The following is a 16,579-nucleotide window of genomic DNA, read 5'->3' on the forward strand; positions in this document are numbered from 1 at the left end:
GGCGGTTCAGGCGGCGGAGACGACCTTCTGGTCGATGGCCCCAAACACCGACAGCCCGTCTTTGCCCTTGGCCTCGATGCGAATCGTGTCGCCGAATTTCATGAATTCGGTTTTCGGTTTGCCGTCCTCGATGGTTTCAATCGCGCGTTTTTCGGCGATGCAGCTGTAGCCGTGGCTCCAGTCCTTGTTGCTCACGGTGCCCGAACCCACGATGCTGCCGGCGCGCACGTTGCGGGTCTTGCAGATGTGGGCGATCAGCTGGCCGAAATGGAAGGTCATCTCGGGGCCGGCCTCGCACATGCCGACCTTGCGGCCGTTCCAGGTGCTTTGCAGCGTCAGGTGCAGGCGGCCCTTGTCCCAGGCCTCGCCCACCTCGTCCGGCGTCACCGCCACCGGGCTGAAAGCCGTGGCCGGCTTGCTCTGGAAAAAGCCGAAGCCCTTGGCCAGTTCGTCGGGAATCAGGTTGCGCAGGGAGACGTCGTTGGCCAGCATCAGCAGGCGCACGCCTTCAAGCGCCTGGGCCGGCGTGGCGCCCATGCGCACGTCGCCCGTGATCACGGCGACTTCGGCTTCAAAGTCGATGCCGAAGTCCTCGCTGGCCACGACCACGTCGTCGCAGGCGCCTATGAAATCGTCGCTGCCGCCCTGGTACATCAGCGGGTCGGTGTAAAAGCTTTCCGGCACCTCGGCGTTGCGGGCCTTGCGCACCAGTTCCACATGGTTGATGAAAGCCGAGCCGTCGGCCCACTGGTAGGCGCGCGGCAAGGGCGCCATGCAGCGCGAGGGCTCGAAGGGGAAGGCGTGGCGTGCCTTGCCCTGGTTCAGGGTTTCATAGAGGTCCTGCAGCTGCGGCGACATGAAGTTCCAGTCGTCCAGCACCTGCTGCAGCTTGCCGGCAATGCCGGTCGCATAATGGGCCGTGGAGAGATCGCGCGACACCACCACGAGCTGGCCGTCGCGTGAAGAGTCTTTGTAAGTGGCAAGTTTCATCGATATCCTGGTGGGTGGCTGCCGGTTTTCACCGAAGGCCTGATTGTGCCGTGGCCGGCGGCGGCTCCCCGCCCCGCGTTACGATCCATGCATCCGCAGCCACACGGCAAACCCGAAATTTTAGTCACGCCCATGAAAGCCAGCCCCGGCGCCACCGCCTCCCAACGCAGCAGCCCGGCGCCGCAGCGCGCGGGCATCCAGTCGGTCGAGGTCGGTTTCGCGCTGCTGGAGGTGCTGTCCACCTCGCCCGGCCCGCTCATGCTGCGCGACCTGGCGGCCGCCGCCGGCATGAGCGCGGCCAAGGCCCATCGCTACCTCGTGAGCTTCCAGCGGCTGGACCTGGTAGTCCAGGACCCGGCCACCACCCTTTACGACCTAGGCCCGGCGGCGCTCAAGTTAGGACTTGCTTCCCTTTCAAGGCTGGACAGCGTGAAACTGGCCCGGCAACGCCTGCAGCCGCTGATGGCGCAGACCGGCCAGACCCTGGCCCTGGCCGTCTGGGGCAACCAGGGGCCCACCCTGGTGCATTGGGAAGAATCGCCGCGGGCCGTCACCGTCAACCTGCGGCTCGGTGACGTGATGCCGCTGCTGTCGTCGGCCACCGGCCTGTGCTTCACCGCGTTTATATCGCCGCGCCTGGTTGCCACCGCCAGGCCGCAGGGCCGGCTCGCCTTGCTGGTCAAGGATGAGCTGGCCCGCAACCAGAAACTGGCGCGCCAGGACGTGCCCACGACCATGGCCGGCGTCGCCGATGTGCTCGAGGAAGTGCGCCGCCGCGGCATGGCGCGCGCGGTCAACACGCTGCTGCCCGGCGTGGCCGGCTTTTGCGCGCCGGTCTTCGATGCCGACGGCCACCTGGCCCTGGGCATGGTGGCGCTGGGCTCGCTGGCCACCTTCGATGCCGCCTGGGACGGCGCGGTGGCCCGGCCCCTGGTGGCGGCTGCACGGCAACTTTCCCGCGACCTGGGGTTCGAAGCGGCATGAGCACCCTGGCAACCCCTTCCTCCTACGCCGCCCCGTCCCGGCGTGCGCTGGCCCTGCTGGCGGTGGTGGTGTTGATCGTGCACGCGCTGCTGCTCACCTCCATGCCGGTGCGCTTCGGCCCCGAGCGCCCGCCGTCCTCAGAGGCCACCGCGGCTTTTGTGACGCGCAGCATCCCTCCACCCAGGCCGGCCGAGCCGCCGCCGGCTGCATTGCCCGAGCCCGCGCCGGAGCCAAAGCCCGCCCCGAAAAAACCCACGCCGGAGCTCAGCGAGGCCGCGGTAGTCCCGGCGCGCAAACCGCGGCCGGCCGACTACGTGCCCGACGCACCGTCGCCCGCAGACCTGCTCGCGGAGGCTGCCGCCAGGGCCGAGGCCCCTGCAGCCAGCGCGCCCGAAGCGGCGCCGGCAGGCACCGCTGAGGCGTCGGCGGCGGCTACGGCCCAGCCGGAAACCACCAAAATCGGCGTGGTCCGCCTGCCAGGCTCCGTCCGCCTGGAATACAAAGCCATAGGCGCAAAAGACGGCAAAAACTATTACGGCAACTCGGAGCTGAGCTGGCAGAACAAGGGCACCGGCTACACGGCGGTCCTTGAGGTGCGCGCATCGTTTCCGGCGTCCTTGTTCCTCAAGCCGCGTATCCTGACCAGCGAAGGCGAGCTCACCGAGATCGGCTTGGCGCCCAAACGCTTCTCCGACAAATCACGAAGTGAGCGGGCGGCGCATTTCGAGCGCGACAAGGGCAAGGTGAGCTTCAGCGCCAACACGGCTGACGCGCCCTGGATCGCCGGCGCCCAGGATCGCATGAGCTTTTTCTTGCAGCTGGCCGGCATGCTGGCGGGCAATCCGGCGGAATTCGTGCCCGGCAACAGCATTACCCTGTACACGGTGGGGCCGACCCAGGCCGATACCTGGACCTTCCTGGTGGAAGCCGAAGAAACCCTCACCATCTCCGCCGGCAACATACCGGCGCTAAAGCTTTCCCGCAAGCCGCGCGGCGACTTCGACCAGAAGGTGGAAGTCTGGTTTGCGCCATCGCTCGACTATCTTCCGGTCAAGAGCAGGATCACAGAGCAAAACGGGGATTTTGTGGAGCAGTCACTGGACAGCGTGATCCGGCCCTGAGCAAAGAGCGAAGGGCGGCCACACAGCCCGCGTTGCTGCCACGCACGGTGATGCGCGCTTTATGTGCGGTTTTACACGGTGTAGCGCGTCTTTACCGAACACTTGCAGGCCGTATGGTGCGGACTCTTGAACTTGGCCTCATCGTTGCTATCTGACGATAAAGGACCTCACCATGCAAATGCTTTACGACTCCGACTCTTTTGCCGTGGTTCAGATTCACGCGAACGCACCGGAAGAATCTGCGCCCGCTCCCGCCGTGCCCCAACTGGCCCGCCATGGCTTTGAAATCGTGGACAAACGCTCGGGCAAAGAGGTCTACCTGGACGGCTCCTGGGCAGAAATGTTCCAGCAACGCCTGAGCGCATGGGCACAGAACACCCCCACGCAGGAAGAAATCGAAGACACGCTGGAAGGCTATAGCGGGCTGGCCAACACCCCGATGTCGTTGCACTAGCCCCCACGGTCGCTCACTTCGTGTAGCTTCCTGCCCCCCGAGGGGGCCGCCCGCCCTGCGGCCCGGCAAAGCCGGTTCCGCGGCTCATGCTGGTAAACACTCCGCCTCAACGTTCGTTTTGTGTCTCCTTCTCACTCAGCCGGTGGACTTTCAACTTGGGGCGTTGAGCGCTTCTTGTAGATCCAGCGGTAGATAGGCTCGGCCAGCAGCAGCACGGCCGCCAGCCTGGTGACGTGAAAGGCGGTGACCACCGGCACACCCAGTTGCAGCACCTTGGCCGTGATGGCCATTTCGGCGATGCCGCCGGGTGAAGTTCCGAGCAGCAGCGTGGCCCAGTGCAGGCTGGTGAATTGCGCCAGCGACCACGCAAATCCCGCGCACAGCGCAATCATTCCCACCGTCGCCAGCGCCACCGAGCCCAGCCAGCGCGGCGCCATGTGCACAAAGCCGCTGGTGAAACGCACACCCAGGCTGATGCCTATGACCAGTTGAGCGGCGTTGGTCATCCACTGCGGCAGGGCCGACAGCGTGAGGCCGCAAGCCGTGAGCAGCAGGGACACCACCAGTGCGCCTATGAACCATGGGTTGGTGCGCTCCAGCTTGAGCATGATCCAGCAGCCTATGCCGGTTAGCACCGCGAGCAGGGCCAGCCCCGGCAGCTGCACCACACGCGCGCCGGGCAGGGTGGCATCCAGCCCGTGCAGCCCCGCCCACTGGAAGCCGAAGGGAATGATCAGCGTGACCAGCAGCACGCGCAGGCTGTGCGCGGAAGCCACCAGGTCGGTCTGGGCGCCGTGGCGCTCGGCCATCAGCGTCATCTCCGATGCCGCACCAATAGGCGCGGCAAAATAGGTCGTGATGCGCGACAGGCCTTTCACCTGGAAGGGCCCAGGCCCATGGTGCACCCGGTAAAGCCAGGCCCCGAAAGCCAGCCCCAGCGCGAGCGCCCAGACGATGTTCAGCGCAATCGCCCACCACAGCCCCGCCAGCAGGGCGACCACCTGCGGCGTGAAATACAGCCCCAGCGCGCAGCCGATCACCCATTGCCCGCCGTTGCGCAGCGGCGTCCAGCTGGCCGTCGGGCCGCCCAGCATGGAAACCACGGCCGTGGCCAGCAGCGGGCCTATCATCCAGGGCAGGGGCGTGCGCAGCCAGAGGCACAGCGAGGCCGCGGCCCAGGCCAGCAACAGCGTCAGGATGACGCGCATGAAAAAGGCGCGAGCGAACAGCGCAAGAGGCGACATGGCTTGGGGCGCGGCCAACAAAAACCGGGCCGGAAGCATTAGTATCCACCGATGCGCCATTTCCCCACCCTTCGTCCTTCGGCATGGCTGCTGTGCGCCGCCGCGATGGCCCTGGCCGCCGGCTGCGCGGGCCGGCCCGAGGCGCCTATTCTGCAGGCACCCGGCCTCGATACGGCGCAGACCGCGACACGGCTGGAGGCCATTCTTCCGGCGGAGATCCTCATCCTCGGCGAGCAGCACGACGCGGCCGACCACCAGCGCATCCAGCAGCAGGTCGTCGCCCTGCTGGCCGCACGCGGCGCGCTGGCCGGCCTGGCGCTGGAAATGGCCGACACCGGCGCCAGCACCTCCGCGCTCAAACCCAGTGCCACCGAGCAGCAGGTGCGCAATGCATTGAACTGGAACGACAAGGGCTGGCCCTGGGCCGCCTACGGCCCCGCCGTGATGACGGCCGTGCGCGCCGGTGTGCCGGTGCTGGGCGCCAACCTGCCGCGCGCGCAGATGCCGGCCCGTATGGCTGACCACCAGCTCGATTTGCAGCTACCCGGGCCGGCCCTGAAGGCGCAGCAGCAGCTGATACGCAGCGGCCACTGCAACCTGCTGCCCGAAAGCCAGGTCACGCCCATGACGCGCATCCAGATCGCCAAGGACGTCACCATGGCCAACACGCTGGCCCAGGCCGCATTGCCCGGAAAAACCGTGGTGTTGCTGGCCGGCAGCGGCCATGCCGACCGCCAGCTGGGCGTGCCGCAGCACCTGCCGGCCGATGTGAAGGCCAAGGCCATCCGCCTGCGCGCCGGCGGCGCCGCGCCAAGCGAGAAAGCCGATGCCTTCGATGCCGTGTGGGAAACGCCCGCGCTGCCCGAAAAAGACTACTGCGAAGGCCTGGACAAAAAACTGGCGCCCGAAAAGTAGGCCCCCACGCTTTTCGCTTCGTGTAATGCGCGAGGCCTTGCAGGCCGCGGCTCGCGAGACGCTTCGCCTCTGTCGCCCGTCCAAGCCTGCGCAGGCAGGCTTGGAGCCGCGGACTCCAGCCCCTCGGGGGCCGCCCGCCTGCGGCCCGGCAAAGCCGGTTCCGCGGCTCAAGCTGGCATGAAGAGGCGGCCCTCAACCGCCGCCTTCAGGCGCCCTAACCGCATCAAGCGTGTTTGCGGATCGCGTCGGCCACCACGTTGACGATGCGGTCTATGTGCTCTTTCTCGACGATGTAAGGCGGGCAGACCACGATGTTGTCGGCCGCCGGCCGCACCAGCACACCGTGGTGGAAGCAGTCCATGAAGATGTCATAAGCACGCTTGCCCGGTGCGCCGGCCACGGGCGCCAGTTCCACCGCGCCGGCCAGGCCCAGGGCGCGTATGCCGATCACATTGGGCAGGCCCTTGAGGCCGCTGTGCATCGCGTCGCCCAGCACCCTGCCCATCTGGCCGGAGCGCTCATACAGCTTCTCTTCCTTGAGCAGGTTCAGCGTCGCGATCGCCGCCGCGCAGGCCACCGGGTGGCCCGAGTAGGTGTAGCCGTGGAAAAACTCGATGGCATGCTCGGGCGCGCCGCTGTTGGCATTCATCATGCCGTCGTAGATGCGGTCCGAGCAGATCACGCCGCCCAGCGGGATCACGCCGTTGGTCACGCACTTGGCGAAGTTCAGCATGTCGGGCACCACGCCGTAGTAATCGGCGCCGAAACCCGTCCCCAGCCGGCCGAAGCCGGTGATGACCTCGTCGAAGATCAGCAGGATGCCGTGCTTGTCGCAGATCTCGCGCAGGCGCTTGAGGTAGCCCTTGGGCGGCAAATACCAGCCGGCGCTGCCGGCGACCGGCTCAACGATGACGGCAGCCACGTTGCTCGGGTCGTGCAGCGGCAGGATGCGGTTTTCCAGCTCCAGCAGCAGGTCTTCTTCCCACACAGGTTCGGTGCCGTTGATGTAGGCGTGCTTGACCGGGTCATGGATGAAACGCATGTGGTCCACGCGCGGCAGCAGCGCGGCGCCGTAGACCTTGCGGTTGGCCGGAATCCCGCCCACGCTCATGCCGCCGAAGCCGACACCGTGGTAACCCTTTTCGCGGCCTATGAAGATGTTGCGGTGGCCCTCGCCGCGCGCGCGGTGGTAGGCCAGTGCGACCTTGAGCGAGGTGTCGGCCGCTTCCGAGCCCGAGTTGCAAAACAGCACCTTGTTGAGGTCGCCGGGCGCCATGCCCGCGATGAGCTCGGCGGCCTTGAAGGCCTGGTCGTTGCTGGCCTGGAAGGCGGTCGCGTAGTCCAGCGTGTCGAGCTGCTTCTTGATGGCGTCGTTGATGGGCTTGCGGTTGTGGCCCGCGCCCACGCACCACAGGCTGGAGATGCCGTCGATGACCTGCTTGCCGTCATGCGTCGTGAAGTGCATGCCGTCGGCGGCAACGAAGATGCGCGGGTCCTTCTTGAAGCTGCGGTTGGGCGTGAAAGGGAGCCAGTGGTGCTCCATGTTGAAATTTTGATAGGCCATGGCGGGTCTCCTGCGTCTGGAAAGGGGGTTCTTGCATTCTGGCACCGTTGCCGCTCCGCCGTGCCGGCCTTTGCGGCCCATCCGGGCGGACGGCGGCCCCACCTGCGACAATTCATCCCCTATGAATCACGCTTATATCCTGACCCTGTCCTGCCCGGACCGTATGGGCATTGTTCATGCCGTGTCCGGCTTCCTGCTGGACAACGGCGGCAATATCGAAGAGGCAGCGCAGTACAACGACCACGACACGGGCCTGTTTTTCATGCGCGTGCAGTTCGCCTGCGACAAGCTCACGCACGAGGAGCTCTCAAGCCAGCTCGAGGCCTTCGCCCAACCCTTCAGCATGAACTGGAAGCTGCACGCCACCACTCAGCCCATGCGCACCGTCATCATGGTCAGCAAGGAAGGCCACTGTCTCAACGACCTGCTGTTTCGCTGCAAATCGGGCCTGCTGCCGATTGAGGTACGCGCCATCGTCTCCAACCACCGCGAGTTCTACCAGCTGGCGGCCAGCTACAACATCCCGTTTCACCACATCCCCGTCGCGGCGGCGACCAAGGCCCAGGCCGAAGCGAGACAGCTGGAGGTCATCGAATCCGAAGGCGCCGAACTCGTGGTGCTGGCTCGCTACATGCAGGTGCTGTCCAACGACCTGTGCCAGAAGCTCTCCGGCCGCGCCATCAACATCCACCACTCCTTCCTGCCCAGCTTCAAAGGCGCCAAGCCTTATTACCAGGCGCACGACCGCGGTGTGAAGCTGATAGGCGCGACCGCCCACTACGTGACGGCCGACCTCGACGAAGGCCCCATCATCGAGCAGGACGTGGCACGCGCCGACCACAGCAAGACCGTGGAAGACCTGACCGCCATGGGCCGCGACACCGAAAGCCAGGTGCTGGCGCGTGCGGTGAAGTGGCACAGCGAACACCGTGTGCTTTTGAACGGCCACAAGACCGTGATTTTCAAGTAGCCCTCCATGGCCACGCCGGCGCGAATCCCGCCCATCCAATGCCTGCTGACCTTCGAGGCGCTGGCACGGCTGCGCAGCGTGACGCAGGCGGCCGAGGAGTTGTGTGTCACGCCCAGCGCGGTCAGCCACCGTGTCAAGCAGCTCGAGCAGATCATAGGCACCAAGCTGTTTGGGCGCGCCGATTTCTCGCTGACGACCGAGGGCAGCGAATATCTCGCCCATGTGCGCGAAGGCCTGGCCACGTTGCAAAAATTTCCGGGCGCGGCCGGGCAAAGCACCACGCCCGGCAAGCGCAAGCTGCGCCTGGCCGTCACACCAACCTTCGCGCGCTCCATCCTGATCCCGCGCCTACGGCAGTTCACCGACGCCTATCCCGAGATCGACCTGACGCTGCAGGTGTCGATTCCGCTGCTGGATGTGGTGGCGGAGGATGCCGATCTGATCGTGCGCTTCGGCACCGGCCGCTATGCGGACCTGGAGCACGTCTGCCTGAGCAAGGACGAAGTCGCGCCGCTGGCCTCGCCGGCCTTTGTGCGCGAGCACGGCCCCTTTGAGGCGGCCGAAGACCTCGAAGGCGAAAGTCTGTTGCGCTCGCCGCTGGAGCCCTGGCGGACATGGTTTGCCGCCCATAAACTCGACTGGCCGGAGCCCGCCGACGGCTCGCAATTCAACGACATCGGCCTGATGTGCGACGCCGCCGCGGCCGGCATGGGCATTGCGCTGATCCGCCTCAAGCTGGGCGCGCCCTGGCTGGAAAACGGCTCGCTGGTACGCCTGGGCAGCAACACGGTGTTCGCCGGCAATGTCCCCAGCCCGCATGCGCACTACCTGTGCTGGCGCACCGGCACCATGGACCGCTGGGAATGCGCGGCGTTTGCCGACTGGCTGCGAAAAAGTTTGGGCTAGGGCCCCAAGGGCGCTTGAATGAAAGCTCCCCTACCCGGCTACCCGGCTACCCGGCGTTGCAAACGCCTTAACGTGGGTTCACCCTGCCTGGGTTTTGTACCTTGCTCAAGGCCTTTTGATTTGTAGCGCATTTTGCGTACGCCAATAGCGTTAGCAAGCCCCAGGCGTCCGACAAGTGGTTGTGCGCCCATGCCGGCTCATACCTATCATGGGCTGGCCGTGACACCGGTTGAGGGTCCGGCCAGCGGCACATAGTCAAAAACCAACTTGTTTAATAAGGGAGATTCTCATGCGGAAAAATCAATTAGCCGCCGGCGTGGCCGGCGTACTGTTCTCCATGCTCGCCTTGTCGCCTGCGGTTCACGCCGAAGGCAAGGCGGCTACGGCCAAGGCCTTCAAACCGGGCACCTTCTGCACTATCCAGGACGCCAAGGCATGCCAGGACGCCGTGACGCCCGCGCAGATCCTGTCGCGCTTCAAGGCCGGCAACACGCGCTTTGTCTCGGGCAAGCCGCGCCACCAGAATTACCTCAAGGAAATGAAGGCCACGGCGGACGGCCAGTTCCCGCTGGCCAGCGTGGTGTCCTGCATCGATTCGCGCGCACCGGCTGAAATCGTGTTTGACCAGGGCATAGGCGATCTCTTCAATGCGCGCGTGGCGGGCAACATCGTCAACGAAGACATCCTGGGCAGCCTGGAGTTCGCCCACAAGGTCATGGGCGCCAAACTGCTGGTGGTGATGGGGCACACCAGTTGCGGTGCCATCAAGGGCGCGTGCGACGACGCCCAGCTGGGCAACCTGACCGGCCTCATCGGCAAGATCAAGCCGGCCGCGAACCTGGTCTCCGCCGACATCAAGGACCGCACGTCCAAGAACTATGCCTTTGTCGAGATGGTGGCCGAGAGCAATGTGCACCTCACGGTGGAGGCGATTCGCGAGAAAAGCCCCATCCTGCGCGAGATGGAGCAAAAGGGCGAGATCCTGATCGTCGGCGCCATGTACGACGTGAAAACCGGCAAGGTCAAGTTCTATGACATGCCCGGCGCCAGCAAGGCGCCGGGAACCAAGTCCTGAAGCTTCTCCCGTTCTGAACGGATCGTGGCGGCCGGCATTTCACGCCCGGCATTAAATTTCTTCAACCCGGCCGCCACCGCTTGCCCTACAGTCTGGTTTCAACCCTGGAGCCAGACAGACCATGAACGCCCCCGCCTCGCACGAACAGCAAAGCCAGCTTGAAAGGTCGGAGCGGCAATCACAGGTCGTGCGTGCGCTGCAGGCGGTGCTGCCGGCACACGCCTTGCTGTGGAACAACGAAGACACCACGCCTTATGAATGCGACGGCCTGACCGCCTACCGCCAGCGGCCGCTGGTCGTGGCTCTGCCTGAAACCTATACACAGGTGCAGGCCGTTCTCAAGGCCTGCCACGCGCTGGACGTGCCGGTGGTCGCGCGCGGCGCGGGCACCGGGCTTTCCGGCGGCGCCATGCCGCACGCGCTGGGCGTCACGCTCTCGCTGGCCAAGTTCAACAAGATCCTCAAGCTCGACGCCGCCAGCCGCACGGCCGTTGTGCAGGGCGGCGTGCGCAACCTCGCGATCTCCGAGGCAGCCGCGCCGCTGGGCCTTTATTACGCACCCGACCCTTCGAGCCAGATCGCCTGCACCATAGGCGGCAACGTGGCCGAGAACTCGGGTGGTGTGCACTGCCTCAAGTACGGGCTGACGGTGCACAACGTGCTCAAGGTCAAGGGCTTCACGATTGAAGGTGAAGAGGTCGAATTCGGCGGCGATGCGCTCGATGCCCCCGGCTACGATTTGCTGAGCATCATCATCGGCAGCGAAGGCATGCTGGCCGTGACCACCGAGGTCACCGTGAAGCTGGTGCCCAAGCCCCGGCTGGCGCGCTGCATCATGGCCAGCTTTGACGACCTGCGCAAGGCCGGCGACGCCGTGGCCGCCGTGATTGCCGCCGGCATCATCCCGGCGGGCCTGGAAATGATGGACAAGCCCATGACGGCCGCCGTTGAAGATTTTGTGCACGCGGGCTACGACCTCAGCGCCGAAGCGATTTTGCTGTGTGAAAGCGACGGCACGCCCGAGGAAGTCGAGGAGGAAATCGGCCGCATGAGCGAGGTGCTGCGCCGCTGCGGCGCCACCGCCATCGCCGTGAGCCGCGACGAAGCCGAGCGCCTGCGTTTCTGGAGCGGCCGCAAGAACGCCTTCCCCGCATCGGGCCGCATCAGCCCCGACTACATGTGCATGGACTCCACGATACCGCGCAAGCGCCTGGCCGACATCCTGCTGGCGATTGCCGGGATGGAAAAGAAATACCGGCTGCGCTGCGCCAACGTCTTTCATGCGGGCGACGGCAACCTGCACCCGCTGATCCTGTTTGACGCCAACGACCCCGACCAGTTGCACCGCTGCGAACTCTTTGGCGCCGACATCCTGGAGACCAGCGTCGCCATGGGCGGCACCGTGACGGGTGAGCACGGTGTGGGCGTGGAGAAACTGAACTCCATGTGCGTGCAGTTTTCGGCCGAGGAAAACGAGCAGATGTTCGGCGTCAAGCGCGCCTTCGACAGCAAGGGCCTGCTCAACCCGGGCAAGGTGATCCCGACGCTGAATCGCTGCGCCGAGTACGGAAAAATGCTGGTGCGGGCCGGGCAGATCAAGCATCCCGACCTTCCGCGTTTCTAGGCAGAGCGCACAGCCGAATGGCGAAGACGTAGACTGGGCAAAAAAGCACGGGCCAGACAATGCCAGCAACACCCTCTCGCGCCAACAGCCCCTTCAGTCCCCTCGCCCCGCACCGACGGCTGCTCTGCGGACTGGCGGGCGCTTTGCTGGCATGGCTTCCGCAGTGGGGACTCTGCCTGGACCAGGGCAGCGCATTGCCCCATCTCGAGCCTTTCGACAAAGCCATGCTGGAACTCATCCAGAAACACAACATCCCGGGCGCCAGCCTGGCCGTGGCCAAGGACGGAAAACTGCTGCTCGCCAAGGGCTACGGCCATGCCGACAAGGACAAGCAGGAGGCCATGGCGCCGCAAACCCTTTTTCGCATGGGCAGCATCAACAAAACCTTGACGGCGGTCATGGTGCTCAAGTTGGCCGAGGATGGAAAGCTGAAGCTGGACGACCCGGCGCTGCCCCTGCTCGAGAAAGCCGGAATCGTGATGGCACCGCCCGCCGACCCGCGCGCCAGGGACATCCGCATCCGCCACCTGCTGCAGCATTCCGGCGGCTTTGACCGGGAGCGTTCGGGTGATCCGTTTTTTCAGCCACGGCTCAGGGAGATCGCCCGCCGGCAAGGCGTATCGCCCGTCAGCTGCGACGCCATCATCCGGGACTCGCTGCAGGAGAAACTGGACTTCACCCCCGGCGAGCGCTTCGCCTATTCCAACACCGGCTACTGCATGCTTGGCAGGATTGTGGAAACCGTCACCGGCGAGTCCTACCGGGCTTTCAGCAGCAGGGAGTTTTTGCAGCCCGTCATCGGCAAAGGCTTCCAGGCTGCGAGCAGCACCGAAAGCCGGCCCGGCGAAACGAAGTACTACGCCTTTCCCGGAGAGCCGCTGCAGCGCGGCGCGCCCGGCGTCTCGAACGCGAATGTGCCCAGCCCCTACGGCTCCTACTCCGTTGAGAACATGGATGCGCTGGGGGCGTGGGTGGCAACGCCGACGGATGTCCTGAAATTTTTCCTGGCGATCGACGGTGCCCGCGGCAAGCGCCTGCTTAATGAAGACTCGGTGCGAGTCATGCGCAGCGAGCCCGTGCTGGCAAAAGAAAATGATCCGCGCAGCTTCTACGCGGCGGGCATCCATGTCGTCAGGAGCGACAAGGGTGACAACTGGTGGCACACGGGCAGCCAGCCGGGCCTGCAAACCCTGGCGCTTAGAACCCGGCAGGGCTATGCGTGGGTGGCGGCCTTCAATTCCAGGCCGGACCCCTCCGGGCGCCGCGCCTTCTTCAAGGATATCGACCAGGCGCTGTGGGGCGCAGCCAATGCGGTGAAGGAGTGGCCGCAAGGGGATCTTTTTGCCAGTCCGTAAACGCATCACGGGCGCTGCCCAGGCATCGACATGCCGCTCTTCCGCCGGGAGGTTCACGCGATGACGGCGTTGCGCGGACTGGCCTGGTTACTGATTTTTCAATCCATCGGGGAACTGCTTTCACGCGGCTTTTCCCTGCCCTTTCCGGGGCCAGTGATCGGCATGGTTTTGCTGCTGATTGGCCTTCGTTCAGAGCTGGTGCGAGGGCCTGTGTCAGTGTGCGCAGACTTTCTTCTCTCGCACCTTTCGTTACTCTTTGTGCCTGTCGGCGTGGGCGTCATGACCCATCTTTCGCTCGTGAGCCAGTACGGCGTGCGCATTCTGCTGGCCGTGGTGGTGTCCACATTGGCGGGTTTGGGGGTCACCGTGCTGACCCTGCACCTGCTGCGGGACCGCGGCGACGCGGCTTCAGGGGAACCGCCGAATGCCTAAATTCGTCGAACTCTGGGTTTACCTGTCGGCCACGCCGCTGTTCGGCCTGACAGCCACCCTGGTGGTCTATGTGCTGGCGCAAGCGGTTTATGCGCGCCTGGGCCAGCCGCCCTGGGCCAATCCGGTGCTCTGGACGGTGGTGTGCCTGGCCGGCGCGCTGCTGGCCACCGGCGTGCCCTACCCCACGTATTTCGCGGGGGCGCAGTTCATCCACTTCCTGCTGGGACCCGCGGTGGTGGCACTGGCCTGGCCGCTGTGGCTGCGGCGCGAGGAGCTGCGCAGGCGCTGGGGCCGGCTGCTGCTGGCGGCGCTGGCGGGCGGCATCGCGGCCAGCGGCTCGGCGCTGCTGATGGGCTGGGCGCTGGGCCTGCCGTCGGAAGTGACCCTGTCGCTCGCGCCCAAATCGGTCACCGCGCCGGTGGCCATGGGCATTGCTGAAAAGATAGGCGGCATTCCGGCGCTGGCAGCCGTGTTCGCGGTGATCACGGGGCTGGTCGGGGCGCTCAGCGGCAAATACCTGTTTGACGCACTGCGCATCCCGCGCGATGCCACAGGCTGGGCCGCGCGCGGCTTCGCGCTGGGCACCGTTTCGCACGGCCTGGGCGCGGCGCGCGCGCTGCAGGTCAATGCCGACGCGGGAGCCTATGCCGGCCTGGCGCTGGGCCTGCAGGTGGTGCTGGCCTCCGCGCTGATCCCGCTGGCGTTTCGCTTTTTCTAAGACGAAACGCGAAAACGCCACATCACTTTCCCGCCGCGAACGACGGGAAAGTGATGGGGCTTTTCGATGGCGAGGTAACCGCGCCTGCTTGTTGCTTTAAGTCTCCTCTACACCGCCTGTAAACCCGGCTTCACCGCACTCACCGGCTTGGCCGTAGCCAGCGCACCAAACAGGATTTCGCCCGAAAGCTGGCCGCCTTCTTCAATCACCAGCTTGCCGTAGCGGATGATGCCGGTGACCTTCCCGGTCGAATAAATCACCAGCTTCTGGCGCACCGTGAGGTTGCCGTTGAATTCGCCGCGGATTTCCGCCACGTCGATTTCCGCCGAGCCCTTGAAGGCACCTTGCTCGGCGATCTGGATCACACGCGAATCCATGGTGGCTTCCACCAGGCCTTCGACGACGAGCGTGTCGCAGTCGGTGATCTCCACGCCCTTGAGCTTGATGTTGGGCCCCACCGTCAGCTTGCTGCCGCCTTCCTTGGCGGTACTGGTGGACGGCGCAGCCTCGTTCACGGGTTTGGCGGCATTGTTCTGCTGGCTGGACAGCGGGGCCGAATGCAGCGTGCTGGCCGAGCCGCTGTTGCCGTAGCCGTTTCCGGGGCTGTTGCGCAGACCCGTCGGTGTCTCGTTTTCTCGCTTGCCAAAGAACGGTGTTGCCATGTGAGTTCCTTCAAAAAAGAAGGCATGGTACGTCCGCGAAAAATTAAAAGCTTGGGCAGCATGCAAGAGAGGTAACGAAATTAATTCTTACATTCGCCTCTGGTAATCCCACGCGTGTAGCATGGAGCGCAGCATGAGCACCGACAGCGAACTCCATCACTTCACGCTTTTTGCCACCGCCATCGGCCAGTGCGCGCTGGTATGGAACGGCCACGGCATCGCAGCCGTGCGCCTGCCCGAGCAGAGCGAAATTCGCATGCTGTCGCGCCTGCGCCGGCGGTTCCCGATGCTCGAAGCCGGAGCGCCGCCGCCCGCCGAGCAACAGGCCATAGACGGCATGGTGGCCTTGCTCGAAGGCGAAGCCCGCGACCTGCGTTTCTGCGCGCTGGACCTGCGCAACGAGACGCCCTTCCACCTGCGCGTATACACGGCCGCGCAGGACATCCTGCCCGGCAAGACCAAGACCTATGGCGAGATCGCGGCCTTGCTGGGAGAACCCGGCGCGGCGCGCGCCGTGGGTCAGGCGCTGGGGCACAACCCCTTTCCCATCATCGTGCCCTGCCACCGCGTGCTGGCGTCGGGCGCGCAATCGGGCGGTTTCTCGGCGCCGGGTGGTGTCTCGACCAAGCTGCGCATGCTGCTGATCGAAGGCGCCGAAATCGGCGGCGCACCCGGCCTGTTCGACCGCGAACCGCCACCCTCCACGCAATGAATTTTTTGGCTTCATACGGAACACCCACAGCATGCCCTCCACGTCCACATCCACCTCGCCATCCATCCGCCTGTACTCGGCCCGCCTCAGCATGTTCGGCGCCAAGGTGCAGATCGCGGCCATCGAAAAAGGCATCCCCTTTGAGCTCGTCATGGTGCCCTTCACGCAAGCCGAGGGTTATTCGCCCAAAAATCCGGAAGTGGTGCGCATCAACCCGAAGAAGCAGGTTCCGGTACTGGTGCACGGTGAGCTGGAGATTTTCGATTCGACGCAGATCCTGGAATACCTCGAAGACCTCAAGCCGGAACCGGCGCTGTGGCTCACCGGCATCGCCAAGCGCGCACGGGTTCGCCAGCTGGAGCACCGCTCCGACGAGGTCTACTTTCCCAACGTCATCAAGCTGATGGGCCTGCAGGACAAGCTGGGCGACCCACAAGCTGTCGCGGCGCTGCAGGGCGCGCGGGAGTTTTACCGCAACCTGGAGCCACTGCTGGGTACGCAGGACTACATGCTCGGGGATTTTTCGAACGCCGACATCGCTCTCTACATGGCCATGATTTTCGGCGAGCGCATGGGCGCGCCCCTCACGGCGGAGACACCGCGGCTGCTGGCCTGGCGCGACCGGATGAGCGCGCGCGCTTCGGTGCGCGAGGTGGTGATCCCCATGGCGAAATACCTGCTGTCAGACGGACGGCCGCTACCTGCCTTTATGGAAAGAATGTTGCACGGCGGCTGAGCTTCAGGCCTTACGGCAGAGGGGCTGCTGCAAAACAGCCAAGCAAAAACCGTCGCTTTGGCGCAAACTGGCGAGCCCGGCCACGCCACAACTCCAACACGCGCAGCCGGCAAAAAA

At 65.2% G+C, this 16,579-nt stretch carries 17 protein-coding genes; 13 read left to right on the top strand and 4 right to left on the bottom strand.

Annotated elements, in window-relative coordinates; genetic code table 11:
* Window positions 1–6: 6 nt before the first annotated feature.
* Complete coding sequence (locus AC1D0O_RS12660; protein WP_477653866.1) at window positions 7–990, bottom strand: fumarylacetoacetate hydrolase family protein; 984 nt, start codon at window positions 988–990, stop codon at window positions 7–9.
* A gap of 132 nt (window positions 991–1,122) precedes the next feature.
* Here AC1D0O_RS12660 and AC1D0O_RS12665 point away from each other — a divergent pair, with 132 nt between their 5' ends.
* From AC1D0O_RS12665 to AC1D0O_RS12675, 3 genes are all read left to right on the top strand, one after another.
* The gene (locus AC1D0O_RS12665) at window positions 1,123–1,974 is read left to right on the top strand and encodes an IclR family transcriptional regulator (protein WP_477653867.1); all 852 of its coding nucleotides are present in this window, start codon (window positions 1,123–1,125) and stop codon (window positions 1,972–1,974) included.
* A complete protein-coding gene (locus AC1D0O_RS12670) occupies window positions 1,971–3,095 on the top strand; it encodes a DUF3108 domain-containing protein (protein WP_477653868.1) in 1,125 nt (374 codons plus the stop codon). The genes AC1D0O_RS12665 and AC1D0O_RS12670 overlap by 4 nt, the downstream gene beginning before the upstream one ends.
* A gap of 172 nt (window positions 3,096–3,267) precedes the next feature.
* On the top strand, window positions 3,268–3,549 hold the full coding sequence (locus AC1D0O_RS12675) for a BTH_I0359 family protein (protein WP_477653869.1): 282 nt from the start codon (window positions 3,268–3,270) through the stop codon (window positions 3,547–3,549).
* 131 nt (window positions 3,550–3,680) lie between these two features.
* On the opposite strand, the gene AC1D0O_RS12680 is transcribed toward AC1D0O_RS12675, so the two are convergent.
* Window positions 3,681–4,793, bottom strand: a complete 1,113-nt coding sequence (locus AC1D0O_RS12680; RefSeq protein ID WP_477653870.1) for an AbrB family transcriptional regulator — start codon at window positions 4,791–4,793, stop codon at window positions 3,681–3,683.
* Window positions 4,794–4,844: 51 nt separating this feature from the next.
* On the opposite strand from AC1D0O_RS12680, the gene AC1D0O_RS12685 reads away from it, so the two are divergent.
* Window positions 4,845–5,708, top strand: coding sequence for a ChaN family lipoprotein (locus AC1D0O_RS12685; RefSeq protein ID WP_477653871.1), 864 nt, complete (start codon window positions 4,845–4,847; stop codon window positions 5,706–5,708).
* 223 nt (window positions 5,709–5,931) lie between these two features.
* On the opposite strand, the gene aptA is transcribed toward AC1D0O_RS12685, so the two are convergent.
* Complete coding sequence (aptA, locus tag AC1D0O_RS12690; protein ID WP_477653872.1) at window positions 5,932–7,272, bottom strand: omega-aminotransferase AptA; 1,341 nt, start codon at window positions 7,270–7,272, stop codon at window positions 5,932–5,934.
* A 121-nt stretch (window positions 7,273–7,393) separates the two neighbouring features.
* Between aptA and purU the strand changes: the two genes are divergently transcribed.
* The 7 genes from purU (at window position 7,394) to AC1D0O_RS12725 (ending at window position 14,352) form a co-directional block, all read left to right on the top strand.
* Complete coding sequence (gene purU / locus AC1D0O_RS12695) at window positions 7,394–8,242, top strand: formyltetrahydrofolate deformylase (protein ID WP_477653873.1); 849 nt, start codon at window positions 7,394–7,396, stop codon at window positions 8,240–8,242.
* Window positions 8,243–8,248: 6 nt separating this feature from the next.
* Entirely contained in the window at window positions 8,249–9,148 is a 900-nt protein-coding gene (locus tag AC1D0O_RS12700) for a LysR substrate-binding domain-containing protein (protein ID WP_477653874.1), read from the top strand.
* Window positions 9,149–9,437: 289 nt separating this feature from the next.
* Window positions 9,438–10,223, top strand: coding sequence for a carbonic anhydrase family protein (locus tag AC1D0O_RS12705; protein ID WP_477653875.1), 786 nt, complete (start codon window positions 9,438–9,440; stop codon window positions 10,221–10,223).
* A gap of 121 nt (window positions 10,224–10,344) precedes the next feature.
* On the top strand, window positions 10,345–11,847 hold the full coding sequence (locus AC1D0O_RS12710; RefSeq protein ID WP_477653876.1) for an FAD-linked oxidase C-terminal domain-containing protein: 1,503 nt from the start codon (window positions 10,345–10,347) through the stop codon (window positions 11,845–11,847).
* Between the two features lie 59 nt (window positions 11,848–11,906).
* On the top strand, window positions 11,907–13,202 hold the full coding sequence (locus AC1D0O_RS12715; RefSeq protein ID WP_477653877.1) for a serine hydrolase domain-containing protein: 1,296 nt from the start codon (window positions 11,907–11,909) through the stop codon (window positions 13,200–13,202).
* Window positions 13,203–13,262: 60 nt separating this feature from the next.
* Window positions 13,263–13,634, top strand: coding sequence for a CidA/LrgA family protein (locus tag AC1D0O_RS12720; RefSeq protein ID WP_477653989.1), 372 nt, complete (start codon window positions 13,263–13,265; stop codon window positions 13,632–13,634).
* Window positions 13,627–14,352 (top strand): LrgB family protein, encoded by a 726-nt coding sequence (locus AC1D0O_RS12725; protein ID WP_477653878.1) that lies wholly within the window; start codon window positions 13,627–13,629, stop codon window positions 14,350–14,352. The genes AC1D0O_RS12720 and AC1D0O_RS12725 overlap by 8 nt, the downstream gene beginning before the upstream one ends.
* A 107-nt stretch (window positions 14,353–14,459) precedes the next feature.
* On the opposite strand, the gene AC1D0O_RS12730 is transcribed toward AC1D0O_RS12725, so the two are convergent.
* Window positions 14,460–15,014 carry a bactofilin family protein gene (locus AC1D0O_RS12730; RefSeq protein WP_477653879.1) on the bottom strand — a complete coding sequence of 185 codons (555 nt, stop codon included), beginning with the start codon at window positions 15,012–15,014 and terminating at the stop codon, window positions 14,460–14,462.
* A gap of 133 nt (window positions 15,015–15,147) precedes the next feature.
* Here AC1D0O_RS12730 and AC1D0O_RS12735 point away from each other — a divergent pair, with 133 nt between their 5' ends.
* Both AC1D0O_RS12735 and AC1D0O_RS12740 read left to right on the top strand, forming a co-directional pair.
* On the top strand, window positions 15,148–15,726 hold the full coding sequence (locus AC1D0O_RS12735; RefSeq protein WP_477653880.1) for a methylated-DNA--[protein]-cysteine S-methyltransferase: 579 nt from the start codon (window positions 15,148–15,150) through the stop codon (window positions 15,724–15,726).
* A gap of 31 nt (window positions 15,727–15,757) precedes the next feature.
* The gene (locus AC1D0O_RS12740) at window positions 15,758–16,462 is read left to right on the top strand and encodes a glutathione S-transferase family protein (protein ID WP_477653881.1); all 705 of its coding nucleotides are present in this window, start codon (window positions 15,758–15,760) and stop codon (window positions 16,460–16,462) included.
* The last annotated feature ends 117 nt before the right edge of the window (window positions 16,463–16,579 follow it).

Source organism: Polaromonas sp. P1_F2 (assembly GCF_056405735.1).